Source organism: Paenibacillus sp. 1_12, assembly GCF_900114475.1.
Taxonomy (GTDB): Bacteria; Bacillota; Bacilli; order Paenibacillales; family NBRC-103111; genus Paenibacillus_S.
On the sequence record NZ_FOTE01000010.1, the window covers coordinates 25,271 to 39,298 of the forward strand.

Sequence of the window (14,028 nt, forward strand, 5' to 3'; positions counted from 1 at the left end):
AGTCAGGTCTACCCTCCCACAGCTACATACTTTTTCATTCCAGTGTTCCAGAGAATACCGGAAAGCACAGCAAACACAGCAATCCACATGATCTGCATAACCAAGCCTTGACCAATCTGCTCCATGGAAAGTTTGCCACTCAGCAGTTGAATTGGAAAATACACCACATAATTAAAAGGAAGCATTAGTAAAATCTTTTGCATGCCAAGACTGTACACATCGAGCGGAAATAACCCGCCGCTTGCAATTGTAGCCAGCAGACCAAAAGTTTTGAACGCTCCGTTGGATTCGATAAACCAGAACGCAATTGCACTCAAACTATAGTAAATAAAGAAATTCAGCAGCAGCGAAAAAGGGACGACGCAGAAAAACAATAACACCTGCTGACCTTGCACCGGGAACCCCAGCCAGAGATTCAATACCCATACAACAACCATCGAAATAGATAAAATCGCAACCATTTCAATCAATTTCTCACCAAGAAAGCAGCAGATCCGATAAGCAAAATAACCAATCGGCTTAATCAAATATTTGTTCAAGCCGCCATCCTTGATATCCCGTGCGATTTCGAATTGAAAGCCAGTCCCTATCAGCTTAGTCATCAATATCGCAAGAATCGAATAGGCAATCAACTGGTTGTAGGAATAGCCGAACACCATGGATTGATTAGAGCTTGCGAATACCGCCTTCCAAAAAAAGAATTGAATGATAATCGGGAATATGCAGCTGAACAAGCTTAAAAAAAAGTTCGTGCGATACTCCAAAACCTTTTGAACACCTAGTGAAAAGCTCTTAAGATATTTGCTCGGCATGAGCATGCTGTTCACCGCCTTTTTGATACAGCAGGGCAATGCCCTCTTCAATCGGAATGTCCTCAATGGTAAAATCGATAACAGGCAGATGATCGAGTACCCAGCGTGACAATCGCTTAATATCGTTTTTTTCAAACTCGATGGTTACGAGTAGGTCCTTAACCTCCTTCACGTTCCCGACCTGCTGAAGGGTATGAGCATCAACGGGATGAGACAAAATCAGCTTCATGATTTTCTTGTGTCCGAGAATATCGTTAACTTCCTTCAGGCTGCCGTCGAAAATCACTTTACCGTGGTTGATAATAATCGTCCTTTTGCACAGATCCTCAATATCATTCATGTAATGGCTGGTTAGCAAAATAGTTGTTTTTCTATCCTGATTGTAATGCTTGAAAAACTCCCTGATCTTGCGCTGGGACAATATATCCAAACCAATCGTTGGCTCATCGAGAAACAGTACCTTCGGCTTGTGAATCAGTGCCGCTATGAGCTCCATCTTCATGCGTTCCCCAAGCGATAATCTGCGAACCTGCACCTTCAATAAATGCTTAACATCGAGGAGCTCCGAAAGCTCGCCCAAGGTGTCGTTATACTGCTTGTCATCCACCTCATAAATACATTTGTTCAAATAAAGCGATTCATTGGCTGGCAAATCCCACCACAGCTGGTTTTTCTGACCCATAACAATCGAGAACTGCCGCTTAAAGTCATTTTTGCGCTCCCACGGTGTGTAGCCAAGCACAGTAGCACTGCCGCCTCCAGGATATAAAATTCCGGAAAGCATCTTCAGAGTCGTCGTCTTGCCTGCTCCATTAGGTCCAAGGAAACCGACAACCTCACCTTCCTCGATTCCGAACGAAATATCGGAGACGGCATCCTTAATCAGCTTTTCTCTCCGAAACAAGTTGCTGAACGAGCTTTTCAAGCCCAACTCCTTATTGTAATAGCTGAATGATTTGGACAGCCCGTTCACTTCAATAATCATCATCAGGTCTCCTTTAGCTTGTTAAATACTCTCCAATGAACGGCATAACTTCCGAAGCTATGCCATTCACACACCGTTAATACCGTTAATTATTAATTGAATAAACTAAATGTGCTTTAACGAGGATACTCCATGTAAATAAAGTACATTGCACTTGGAGCAGGCTGGCGTCAATCCTCCACTATTGATCGTCTCACGAATTTTATCGTAAGCTTCGGAATTCCAGATTTCCGTCAAGCTTTGCTCATGCAAATTGCCAACGGAAAACTCCGAGAAAAACTTGCAAGCCGAGATGTTGCCGTTAGGCGTTACATCAATTCGTGTTGCCAGCGCCAGACAGTCTGTTGCACAACGGCTTGTCATCTCGTCCCCAGTGACGAAAGGTTCGATTTCATCGAATTCCAGTCCAGGCTGATAACGCAGCCTGGTTTCCCAAACACGTTCGTTCATTTTCTCCAGCTGTTCCATTAAAGGCGTCAAATGCTTTGTGTCGATTTTATACTTGAATGCGTGCCAGCTGTTGCGCTGATGCTCATCCAGAGGACGTAGCCAGTTAAAATGGTCGCTGAAATAGTCATCCATTTTCACAGAAGTTTCATTCGAGATGTACCACGGAAAGGTCAGCAGCACGAGATCAATCCCTTTGGCTTCAAAGCTTTCCATCAGATCATACAAGTAATAAATATTAGCGTTGTTAATAACGCTATGCACGGAAATCCGACCTTTAAATAATCCTTTTCTCCGCATCTCCAGTAGAAGATCAATAGTTTCCATCGTCTTCCTGAACGAGCCCTTGCCGCGGATCAAATCATGGTCAGCCTCAAAACCCTCGAGTGCAATGAGCAGCTCCAAATCCTCGGATATTTCATTAAGCGAATCTATAAATTTCTCGGTTAAGAGTCCGTTGGTACAAATCGTCGTTTCACGCGGATCTTCTTTAAGCAGATCGAGTATCTCATCAAACCGATGATGAAACATCGGCTCCCCGCCCCACAAATACAGTCTTGATTTCAAAGCCTTCGTATCATCGAGCAGCTGTTTGATGATTTTGATATCGATATCCAGGTTCTGCTCCGCAGTATCCATATGGTGATGATAGCCTGATTCGTTCCATTGGTAGCAGTGCTTGCAGCGTAAATTACAACGGTTGGTCAGTTTAATCGCCACAAACTCAGGCAGCACCGTTTTATATTTCGGATTATGAGCCTTTTCACGAATTGGAACTGCGATATTACGGATCGTGCGTTTGAGAATTTCAAAAGATTTTTGATCCATCTTGGTTCTCGTTTTGGGCTGCATCGTCCATCCCTCCAATTAGTGAATTAATGGCTCGGTTTTTCGTTGTAATACAGACAACAGCCTGGGCATATGGAAAATAGCTGCTTTTTCAAATAATCGCGATATTCCTTATATTTCGGACCATTCCAAATGTCAAGCAGTCCCTGCTCATTGACATTGCCAAGCGTCAGATCATAAAAATTATGACAAGAGGTTACGCCGCCTCTGGCATTAATCTCAGTGCTGATCCAGGGAAACACACAGCGTTTTTTCATATTTGTGACCTGCTCCCATTTGGCGTTAAAATAATTGCGAATATTGTCTTCGCTAATCACTTTGGGATAAGCATTGAAATAACGGCCGCTGTCCTTACAAAACTTCTCAATCAGCTTGAGCTGCCGGGCCAGATCCTTGGCATCTATACTGCTGAAATGCGCTGGGCTGCTGATAAAACCTCTAGCAATGGGAGCTGATTGGACATGAAACTCTTCCTTAAGCACCGTGGCGTAATGCTCGTAGCGCTCCTGAGTGACATATTGCTGAAGCTCTACACTGATGCAATCAATCATCGTCATATCCAGACTTTCAAAATAAAAGCGTTCCAGATGTTGATGATTAATCGGTGTTACCGCCGTACTGATCCCGATCTTGGGATAGATCGAGCCTTTGCTTTCTCGCACCTCGTAGAGCTTGCGAATTCCCTTCATTGCTTTTTGAAAGACGCCCTCGCCCCGCTGTGCATCATTAATTTCCTCCGGCCCGTCCAGCGATACCCAAATTCGTTCCGGCGCATGCTCAACCAACATCTCTGCGTGACGCTCCAGCAGTGTACCGTTTGTTGGGAAATGAACGCTGCTTTTATGATACTTAATGGATTCCAATACTTCGTCGATCCATGGATAGATTAACGGTTCACCGCCATACAGCTCATAATAGGGTCTAGCTGGACTGCAATCCTCTATAATTTTTTTGACTACCGCCAGATCGAGCTTCTTCAGCTCCGGTTTTTCTTTATAGGCGCCATTATCTCCCCACTCAAAACACATTTTGCATCTCAGGTTGCAGGACTCCAGTAATTGGAGAAACACCCATTTGGGAATACCGCTATCCAGACCTGGATGCTGCTGTGCCGTTTCTGTTTTAATCAGCATGAACGATCCTCCCTTGTTCGTGTAAATGGTGGGTTTCGACAAGCACCTCTGTATAACTCGGTGTAATCGATCTTTGCTGTAGCAAGTTAAGATGAAGTTCATACAAAATCTCCTCGGAGAAACCCCTTTCTTTCCATTCCTCGTAAGAGATACCGAAGCCTTTAAGCGCCCACAGCTCGGCATTGCGCTTCTCATGAGAACCGAACGGCTCCAGCATAATAACCGGCGTTGCCGAAGATAATGAGTCCATTAGGGTGCCAGCCCCAGGCTTGCTGATTATGGCTTTGGCCTGTCGAATAACATCATAGAGACCGTGATGCGATTCCAAATTCGTGTACTGGGGTTGTTCTGATGGCTGGATTTCGGCAAATAACGGAAGATCATGCTCTCCTTTTGGACCTTTGCGCCATGCCGTCCATGCAGGGTCATTCATGAAATAACGGTCACCCTGCCTCGGTTCAAGCGTCTCCTCCCACGTATAAGCAACGATATCGAGCTTGAAACCCCGCTCCTGAAGCTCGGGAATTTTGCCCTGATACGTGCCCATCCCCCAGCCTCCCCCGTGAATCACATATCGATCATGACGATCACTCAATGGAATTACAGCATCTTCTCCCACAGGAATGAAGCAGGCGATGACACTGCTCGATGCCTGATAAAGCCAGACGTCTTTATAGTGCTGATTGTACAGCGGGTTGAACTTCTTCAAGCCTTTCCACGAAGGAGATAAATCTGAATCGACATAGAGCAAATCGACCTGTAATACGTCACTAAATTCCCTACTTCCCTCCTTCAACTTAGCCCGGTATAGATCCAGGATATAGACCCAATGTCCGGATAATGCAATAAAATCGCGCCTCCCCTCTTTAGCCCATGCTTCCAGCAGCACATCAACCTGCTCAAAATCGATACTGTCGCGAATATCCTTCGGAATCTTCGTTGCCACCAGTGCTAACGCGAAGTTATCATGATAGGCTTTTTGGCTGTCCCGTATTTTGTCCTGCTTATCCTGCTGTACAAAGCTTTCAAACACCAATACCTCGGTTGCGATCTGCTTCTGCCTCAATTGGTAGCTGACAATTAATCCAGGGTTATAAAAGCCAAGTCCGAACCCGGAGCAAAGAATGGTTATGGGCGTCTCCTTCAAAACCTCATCCCCTAACTGGATACTGTGATGGCCAGCGATGATAGCAGCGTACGAAGCCTAATACTTAATTGCTCCCCCTCCACCAAATCACTCGCAACAATCGATACATACATACGTGCTTTATAACGTCCGTCTCGTTGTTGATTCACCTTGAATGTATTTGCACTTAATGGAATGATTCCATTACGGCATCCGTTCTTGTACAACAGCCCCTCATTTTCCATCGCATGCAGCACATCTCCAAAAGCAATCGGAGTCGAACCAACCATCGATACATACGTCAGATAACCTTCAAGCGAATGAGCATCCAGATACATGTCAAGCTGATGCTTGATAAGACTCATTGATTTTCTGGCATTAATCTCCACTAGCGGAACTATCGATCCATCCTGCAGTACCATGGAATCGACGCAGACATGTCCAAAGTAACCACTCTCATATAAACTGTTGGAAACCGCTTGCATCAGCTCCCAATAACCTTCCCGCTCCAGCCTCTGTATCAATGGAGGAGCTGCCGTTACCGAGCCTTGATAGGCAAAATCAGAATTTAGCACCTGCTGCACCGAAATAAAACTGAAGCTTCCGTCCGGTAAAATCTCAAATTGACACGAGAAGTCCATTTCCTTATTCAGCAGCGGCTCGACAATAAACAACGTTTGTCTATCGTTATTTTCTTGCTTGGCTATATAGGTACTCACTCGGTTCAGCATGCCTTCTGTTGAAATCAGCAAATTTCCTTTTCCCGATACTCCAAAGGTATCCTTGATCAGGAACGGACCGGAATCCAGCAGTGCCTTTCCAATACTATCCAGTTCAGTACAGCTTCTTATAAATTGACTTACATTCCAAATACCCAGCTTGTCTTTCAGCTCTGTGGAATAGACTTTGGAATTAACATGCTTAATCACTTGAAGTGAGGGGGCGTGAAACCTCCAACCCTGCTGTTCAGCCAGTACATCCACACCATTCAGTATGGCAAAGGGCTCCAATTCTACATCTTGCACTAATTCCTCTAACTTCATGTACGGCAATGCCGCCGACAAACGTTCGAAGATATTCATTTCACTGGATGCCGTAGGAGGAAGCGATACGTCCAGATCCACCTTATTGTTAGTAAACCTAAAGCCAATGTCTTGTAAATAATGGAGGTGCGCTTCATCCATCGCATAGCGGGTCAACAACGTATCTTGTTTCTGACAAAATACAAATAACAGCTCATCCATGGCATTCACCAAATTGCGTGTCTGCAGATCGGGAATAGAAGGCAGTCTAGTTAGCTTGTCATCCCGCCAACAGGTCTCGGCATCAAAGGTTCCGCAATGAATACGCGGTCTGCGCTCTGATCCTATCATGCGCTTTGGGATTCTATAAAATAGCAGAACGTATCAATCGAATTCAAATGGACCATATCAAATTCGTCAAAATCAATTTCAATATTAAATTCATCCTCTACTCGCAATATGAAGTTAATCAGCTGAAGGGAATCCAATCCTCCATCATTCAGCACATCTGAACTTCCCTGCAGGTTTTGAAGCAGCTCCGGCTCATTTTTGATTTCACTGATGATCCCGATAATTTTTTCCTGAAGCATGAACATCACTCCTTATGGTTTATGAACAACGGCCGAATCACTGGTTTTGACAATAACGGCCAGAATGTCTGTTTGGGCATACTTCAGGTTGTAGTTGGTCATATGCAGCTGTCTGTCATCAGTAATAGAAGTCAGCTGAAGCTGGGGGGGCAAAGATTTGATAATATGCTTGATCAAAGCCGCTTTCGTAAACCGCCATATGACTCCATCAATTGAAGAATTCACCATATAACCCTCGGTCATCTGCTTGCCCGATTCGGCTTCTTCCATTATGACCGGATCTGCAATCCAGATCTCACCATGATCCTTCAGCAGTCGGGCACACTCAGCAAATGCCTTTTTATGATGGCGAATATGATGAAAGCAGCGGGCAAATATAATCACGTCAAAGCTTTTATCCTCCATGGGAACGTCATAAATCCCGCTAAGCAGGTAAGAATCATATCTTCCTTTCCTGATTCCATACTCCAAATAGTGCGGGTTAATGTCCAAATTAACTATTTTCTTGGACTGCGATTTACCTACATGCTTGTTCAACAGCCCGGTCCCGCAGCCCACCTGAAGAATGCTGCCTTTGAGCGGAGGTAAAAAACGATACACAGAGGTTGGTTTCGGAAAGTTCAACACAAACATTGACCATTCGTACAATCGCGGATGCTTTTCGATCAGTCGTACAAGCTTGCTAATATAAAAAGGATTTTTTAGCTTGTTTTTAGTGAAGTCACGTTTATTCCACACATAATAGATTGGATATAAAACAATGAAATACATCCAATACACAGTTTCTAACAGCTTGATTAATATGGGATGATTAGACCGATGAATTTGATGCTCGATACCTTTGTCCATACCAATAGAATTCAATTCCATCTACATAATGACCCCCTTAATAATTGATTCATTTGGAAAAATGTGGTTATTCATTCGCTTCACAAGCTTAGCAGAATTAGTGGATAACCATCAATTAGACTTTTTTGTAAATAGCATTTCACAGATTAATACATTTTTGAAAAACTTGGACTTTTCAATATATTTATGCAAGTTATCGGTTATTAACTCCATTCAGAGCAATTGCATATCCCAACAGGTGGACGTAGTAAACAAATCAGAATTACCATTAATAGGAAATTAGTTCTATTGATGTCAGCTGCAACAAGTTGATGCATCACCTCACATAAATACGCCATCCCACTCTTCGGCTTCTAACATGCGATGTGTTTAGTAATTGAGAATGCAAGCCTCTTGGATGGTACAAATCTATCCTTTACTACCTCGCATATATTCCTCTGCTTTCTTCGCTAACCACTGCTGTGTCGTATAATACACCTTTACTTGTTAACGTTTCAGCCTTCGTTTTGCAATGGTGCATGCCTAAAAAGTCAAAGCCCTCTTCACCACACACCTTGATATAGTAGAAAAACTACAAAACCATTATTATTGATAATAATTATCAATATCGTTGTTTGGAGTCAATAGATACAGATTACAACCCGATATACCCCAAAAAAGAGGAGTACATCCGAAGCTTATACAGAATAAGGAGGTGCTTACTCGATGGATAATGCCAAACAAAAGCTACATAGCCGGCTAGAGCAATGGAAAACAGCCGCGAGTCAACTCATATCTGGTTCCGAAGACAAACAAGAAGCCACGATTCTCGATTTAGATCCTGTTCTGCTGGACAAGTGTCATGATCTGGCAGAGCAGCAGCAAACGACGGTAAGTGCCGTGATTAATCGTATTTTGCAGCAGCATTGGGCGCAGGCACAATCCGTTCCACAACAGATCATTTCTCTTCAGCAGCTGGAGCGTAATCCCCTGCTCTATCTGGATCAATTAACGAGCCGGGAATTTAACCGTTATGGAGGTGAGCAGTATGCCGAGGATTGAGCAAATGGATTACCGACAGGCTGTTTTTTTGGATCAAACTGCTCTGACGTCTCTGATGGATGAAGAGCAAACTAACTACAGTCGGGCAAAAGCGCTTTTTCTTGATCTTGATGATTTGGAGCGTCCGCTCATTACAACCAATTATGTCATATTTGATACACATCAGTGGCTGCGAAACCGCTGCAGCTTTGACCATGCCCAATTTTTTATCGATATTGTTGATCAGTCAGTGGCCAAAGGTGTTCTCATGGTCATATCCGGCAGCCCCGAGCTTGAGCAAGAATCCAAGCAGTTAATTGGAAGCTTCCCAGAGCTCCGGCTTTCATTAAGTGAGGCGTTAACTGCTGTAGTGATGCTGACTTACCAAGTAAAACGAATTTTTACGTTTAATCCAAACCACGCTTTTCTCCCTAAGCTGGATTCCGATATCAAAGTGATGCCAAGCGGTGTATAGGTGCTGTTCGGCAAAACAATTGAAAGCGTATCATCAATTCGACCGTAATCAACTATCTATCTATTCAGTATATTTATCAGAAATAAATTGGATTCTCAGCAGAGAATGATAGCCATTTATACAAAAATACACGTAGTTGTTCCGTTACAACTGGACAAAACAAAATGCTGCCGATAATTCGGCAGCATTCTTCATTTTCACTATGTTTTAAACCATGAACTACAAGGTTTTAGGATTTAATCATATCGTGATCCACATACCGCTCACCGTTGATCTCACTTATTACATTAATTGCTACTTTAGCGCCATCACCGGCAGTAATGATTGTATGTACACTCACCCCTGCAGCAGTTCCCGCTGCCCAAATTCCTTCAACAGAAGTTTTACCCTCCGGAGAAGTGACATATACCGTTTTGATACGAGGCTCGCTTGCCGGTTTAGTTTCAATCCCAGTTTGCTCTGCAAGATCCGTAAGAACACCAGTTGCGAGAATGACATGCTTACCCTCATAGTGTTCACTTTCAGTCTCAACTTGAAAACCTTCTGAAGTTTTACCGATTTTAATTGCTTTACCAGAGATCAGTTCAGCTCCAAATTTGGTTGCTTGCTTTTTCCCTAATTCAACCAGGTCCGGACCAGTTATTTCCAAAATACCATAATGATTTTCCACCCAGGCACGCTTGGTAATGCTCTGATCGTTGTCAATAATCAAAGTTTTCTTACCTGCCTTAGCTGCGAATAAAGCCGCACTGGATCCTGCCGGGCCAGCCCCAATTACAATAATATCGTACATGCTTGAATCTCTCCCTTCGTTTGTCATTCTTATGATTTCCCATGATGCAGCTGAAGCTTGTCGGTAATTTCTATGCTACACAATGCCTCGGCCAAAGTCAAAATTACCGACATCAAGAGCCATCAGGAATAGGAAACCGTATCGTGACAAATGTAGAAAAGTTTGCTTAAGGAACCCGATCTGTGCTTGGCCTTTAGCAATAAGTTAATCTTTATTTTTTATAGACACTGTCATACGCTTTTTGATAAATCTTCATATACTGCGGCAGATTCAGTCCATCCAGTCCTTTAACATAAGCATCCCAATCATTATTCAAATTTTTGCGACCGATAATAAACTCGACCATCGACGTTTTTACATAGGCGTTGATCGTCGTCCGCAGCTGATTCGCTGCATCGGCATCCTGAGGGTCCATGAAGATACTCACGGGATACATCTCTTTCGGTTGGTATTTCTCATACTTTTGCGTAGCCAAATACAAACGGTATTCATAGCCGCCATTACCAAGTGGATCCTGCGGCACGGCAAAGGATTCCCTATAATCACGAGTTCGCAGCGAGGAACCCATTTGGCTCCAGTGCTCATTTTGCTGTTGAATCGAGTCAAATTCCGGAGCCGTTACATATTTAGCCGGACGTCCGCGAACATCCTTCTCATCTGGCTTCGCTTTGGACCACCATTTTCCTTCAGGGCCGAAAATTGACAACAAAGCTGCTTCTTCCGTATACATATAATCAGCGAGCTTCATAGCTGCAATCGCTTTTTCCTTCGATGCTTTGTTTGTAATGGCGAAAGTCCCGTTGCCCACACCCGCAAAATATCCGCTCAGCTGCACACCATCCGGCCCTTTGAGTGGTGGAACCGCATCATAATCCTTATGCCGCGTTTTTCCTGGAGCCGTATCCACAACCATCCCGATATGCCCCGCCGTAAATGAACCGAGGATTGCCGTATCCGGGTTATTGCCCAGCTGCTTCAAACCATCCTGGTTTTGTGTAAATGAGGCTTGATCAATCAGTCCCTCTTTGTAAAGACGGTTCATGTATTCCAAGCCTTTTTTCCATTCCGGTTTATTGGGAGCAAAATCTACCTTACCATCCTTCATCGTGAAATAATCCGCAGAATTGTTATAAATAAATGCCGACATCAAAAATCCGTCGATATTGCCATGCCATGTAGCGGGATCTCCTGCGCCACTGAGTGGAATCTCATCTGCTTTGCCATTACCGTTAGGATCCTTCTCTTTAAAGGCCTTCAACACCTGATAATATTCCTCAGTCGTTGTTGGCATACTTAAGCCCAGCTTTTCCAGCCACTTCGTATTGATCCACAGCTTTTGTGCATACCAGCAATGATAGCATTCATTGATCTGCGGGATTGCGTATATTTTACCGTCCGGCGCCGTCATCCCCTTCTGTAAATATGGGATATCCTTGAACGCTTTTTTCACATTGGGCGCATATTGATCAATCAGGTCGTTGAGTGGAATAAATACACCTTGCTGTCCATATTTCAACTGCTCAGCCTGTGTCAAATTCCCATCCAAAAATACCTCCGGATAATCGCCGCTTGCCAGCAGCAGCTGTTTTTTATCATTCAAACCGGCATTGGGAACCACCTCCCACTTGAACTTGATATTTAATTTTTTCTCGACATATTTACTGAATGTATTCGTCTCCAAATTTTCCACATCTGCCCGCTGTCCACTGAATACAGACAAAGTTATAGGGGCATTACCATCTTTTGGAACCGCTTCCATATTCGCATCTGGATTTCCGCTGCAGGCCGTAACCAGCAGCACCAAGCTTATAGCCCATGCACAGCAAGCCATGATTTTATTGTTCATAGAAACGCTCCCTTATTTCAATTTATCCTTTAAGTGATCCGATCATAATGCCTTTGACAAAATGCTTTTGAATAAAAGGGTACAAAATCAGCACAGGCAAGCTCGATATGACGATCAAGGAAAATTTAAGTAAGTCCTTTAAGCCTTCTCTTACAGCCATTTGATTGGCATCGATCATCATCGAGGAAGCGTCAATGTTGTTAAGAATCAAAATATTACGTAATATGATTTGCAGCGGAAACAGATTGGATGATTTCAGGAATATTAGTGCATCAAAATAAGCATTCCAATGGCCAACTGCATACATCAGCACCAACACGGCGATAATCGGCTTGGATAAGGGAAGCACGACCTTCAGCAGAAATTGCAGATCACTGCACCCGTCCAGCTCTGCAGCCTCGTATAATTCCTCCGGTATCGTCGTTTGAAAAAATGTTCGTGCAATTATGACCTGCCACACCGCCATTGCCTGCGGCAGCAGCATGGCCCATGGCGTGTTGAGAATCCCTACACTTTTCACCGTCATATAGTATGGAATCAGCCCACCGTTAAACAGCATCGTAATCACAAGCAGCACCATGATCACATTCCGGCCTTTAAAATCCTTTCTAGCCAAAGGATACGCAAGCATTACTGTCAAAATAATGTTAATGCAAACGCCTGCAATTGTGTACAGAGCAGAATTACGGTACCCGATCATAATTTGTGGATTTTTGAATGCAGCTTCATAGCCAGCCAGGCTAAAATCCACCGGAAACAGCCACACCCTTCCTGCGACTACTGCCTGCGGAGAACTGAAGGAAGAGCTAACAATGTACACAAGCGGATACAATACACTTACAAGAACAGCCCCAAGAAATACATAAATACAAACTAGAAAAAGCTTATCTACATGGGATTCACGAATTGCATTCGATTTGGACATGATCTCAGACCTCCTCCTCTACCACAGACTGGTTTCCGAACTTTTTCGGGCTAAGAAGTTTACAAGCAGCAGTAAAATCAGGTTAATGACGGAGTTGAATAAGCCGATTGCTGCGGAGAAGCTAAAGTTGGCGCCGATCAAACCAATTTTGTAAACATAGGTAGAAATCACCTCGGATGTGCCGGTGTTCAAAGGATTTTGCAGCAGGAATACTTTCTCAAATCCGACATTCATTAATTGACCAACGTTCAAAATAAGTAAGATCACCGCCGCTGGCATGATTCCGGGAATATCGATGTTGAATATTTTTTGCAGGCGTGATGCCCCGTCTACTTTGGCTGCTTCATACAATTGCGGATTGATTCCTGCCAGGGCAGCCATGTAAATGATCGCTCCATACCCTGTATGCTGCCAAATGTCCGACCACACATATATGTGTCTGAACAGCTCTGGAAGCCCAAGAATATTAACAGATTCCATATCAAACGCTTTTAATACGCTGCCAGCAAAACCGACCCGTGGAGACAGAAAAATAATAATCATCGAAACCATAACGACTGTAGAAATAAAATAAGGGGCATAGGTAACCATTTGAACTGTTTTTTTGAACAAACCTTGTCGCAATTCATTAAGTGCCAAAGCTAAAATAATCGGAGCCGGAAAGCCCACTAGCAATGCATAAAGATTTAAAAACAAGGTGTTTTGAATCAGAACTGGAAAATTTGGTGATTGAAAAAATTGCTCAAAATGCTTCATCCCCACCCAGGGGCTCCCCAGCATACCCTTGACTACGTTGTAATCCTTGAACGCGATTTGGGCGCCAAACATCGGGATATACTTGAAAATAATCAAGTACAACAGCGGAAGAATGACGATAAGATAAAGTTGCCAATGTCGTTTAATAGATAGGATCCCCCTCCCAAACCCTCCCCGCAAGGAGGGCCCCAAAGGGCTTGGCCCTCTGGACTCCCATGGTGGTATGCGAAACTGTGTGCGGCTGGCTCGCTCCGTCCTTACGGGACACGCTTTACTTTTGGTGTGATGTGGGTTGGCGAGTCTGCGCACGGATTAGCTCGCTCTGTCCCTACAGGACACGCTTTACTTTTGGTGTGATGCGGGTTGGCGAGACTACGGGTTCTCGGGGACGCATCGTCCC

The 14,028-nt window shown here is 43.9% G+C and carries 14 protein-coding genes; 2 read left to right on the forward strand and 12 right to left on the reverse strand.

Annotated elements, in window-relative coordinates; translation table 11 throughout:
- Positions 1-8: 8 nt before the first annotated feature.
- The 8 genes from BM210_RS21100 to BM210_RS21135 form a co-directional block, all read right to left on the reverse strand.
- Positions 9-818, reverse strand: coding sequence for an ABC transporter permease (locus BM210_RS21100; RefSeq protein WP_091173129.1), 810 nt, complete (start codon positions 816-818; stop codon positions 9-11).
- Positions 793-1,800, reverse strand: a complete 1,008-nt coding sequence (locus BM210_RS21105) for an ABC transporter ATP-binding protein (protein WP_091173130.1) — start codon at positions 1,798-1,800, stop codon at positions 793-795. The genes BM210_RS21100 and BM210_RS21105 overlap by 26 nt, the downstream gene beginning before the upstream one ends.
- 102 nt (positions 1,801-1,902) lie before the next feature.
- Complete coding sequence (locus BM210_RS21110; RefSeq protein ID WP_091173133.1) at positions 1,903-3,096, reverse strand: radical SAM/SPASM domain-containing protein; 1,194 nt, start codon at positions 3,094-3,096, stop codon at positions 1,903-1,905.
- A gap of 23 nt (positions 3,097-3,119) precedes the next feature.
- Positions 3,120-4,226 carry a radical SAM/SPASM domain-containing protein gene (locus tag BM210_RS21115; protein WP_091173136.1) on the reverse strand — a complete coding sequence of 369 codons (1,107 nt, stop codon included), beginning with the start codon at positions 4,224-4,226 and terminating at the stop codon, positions 3,120-3,122.
- Positions 4,216-5,373, reverse strand: a complete 1,158-nt coding sequence (locus tag BM210_RS21120; RefSeq protein ID WP_091173138.1) for a UDP-glucuronosyltransferase — start codon at positions 5,371-5,373, stop codon at positions 4,216-4,218. Before BM210_RS21120 ends, BM210_RS21115 begins: the two co-directional genes overlap by 11 nt.
- A gap of 11 nt (positions 5,374-5,384) precedes the next feature.
- Positions 5,385-6,725, reverse strand: a complete 1,341-nt coding sequence (locus tag BM210_RS21125) for an ATP-binding protein (protein WP_091173141.1) — start codon at positions 6,723-6,725, stop codon at positions 5,385-5,387.
- The gene (locus BM210_RS21130; RefSeq protein ID WP_076228687.1) at positions 6,722-6,964 is read right to left on the reverse strand and encodes an acyl carrier protein; all 243 of its coding nucleotides are present in this window, start codon (positions 6,962-6,964) and stop codon (positions 6,722-6,724) included. The genes BM210_RS21125 and BM210_RS21130 overlap by 4 nt, the downstream gene beginning before the upstream one ends.
- A gap of 12 nt (positions 6,965-6,976) precedes the next feature.
- The gene (locus BM210_RS21135) at positions 6,977-7,834 is read right to left on the reverse strand and encodes a class I SAM-dependent methyltransferase (protein ID WP_091173144.1); all 858 of its coding nucleotides are present in this window, start codon (positions 7,832-7,834) and stop codon (positions 6,977-6,979) included.
- A 684-nt stretch (positions 7,835-8,518) separates the two neighbouring features.
- On the opposite strand from BM210_RS21135, the gene BM210_RS21140 reads away from it, so the two are divergent.
- Complete coding sequence (locus BM210_RS21140; RefSeq protein WP_091173146.1) at positions 8,519-8,854, forward strand: hypothetical protein; 336 nt, start codon at positions 8,519-8,521, stop codon at positions 8,852-8,854.
- Positions 8,841-9,308 (forward strand): type II toxin-antitoxin system VapC family toxin, encoded by a 468-nt coding sequence (locus BM210_RS21145; protein WP_091173147.1) that lies wholly within the window; start codon positions 8,841-8,843, stop codon positions 9,306-9,308. The genes BM210_RS21140 and BM210_RS21145 overlap by 14 nt, the downstream gene beginning before the upstream one ends.
- A 229-nt stretch (positions 9,309-9,537) precedes the next feature.
- Here the strand turns inward: BM210_RS21145 and BM210_RS21150 are convergent, their stop codons facing one another.
- The 4 genes from BM210_RS21150 to BM210_RS21165 all read right to left on the reverse strand — a co-directional run bounded on the left by BM210_RS21150 (position 9,538) and on the right by BM210_RS21165 (position 13,820).
- Positions 9,538-10,101, reverse strand: a complete 564-nt coding sequence (locus BM210_RS21150; RefSeq protein WP_091173149.1) for an NAD(P)/FAD-dependent oxidoreductase — start codon at positions 10,099-10,101, stop codon at positions 9,538-9,540.
- A gap of 211 nt (positions 10,102-10,312) precedes the next feature.
- Positions 10,313-11,947 (reverse strand): ABC transporter substrate-binding protein, encoded by a 1,635-nt coding sequence (locus BM210_RS21155; RefSeq protein ID WP_256223882.1) that lies wholly within the window; start codon positions 11,945-11,947, stop codon positions 10,313-10,315.
- Between the two features lie 22 nt (positions 11,948-11,969).
- Positions 11,970-12,872 carry a carbohydrate ABC transporter permease gene (locus BM210_RS21160; RefSeq protein WP_091173152.1) on the reverse strand — a complete coding sequence of 301 codons (903 nt, stop codon included), beginning with the start codon at positions 12,870-12,872 and terminating at the stop codon, positions 11,970-11,972.
- Positions 12,873-12,890: 18 nt separating this feature from the next.
- The gene (locus tag BM210_RS21165; RefSeq protein ID WP_256223883.1) at positions 12,891-13,820 is read right to left on the reverse strand and encodes an ABC transporter permease; all 930 of its coding nucleotides are present in this window, start codon (positions 13,818-13,820) and stop codon (positions 12,891-12,893) included.
- Positions 13,821-14,028 lie beyond the last annotated feature (208 nt).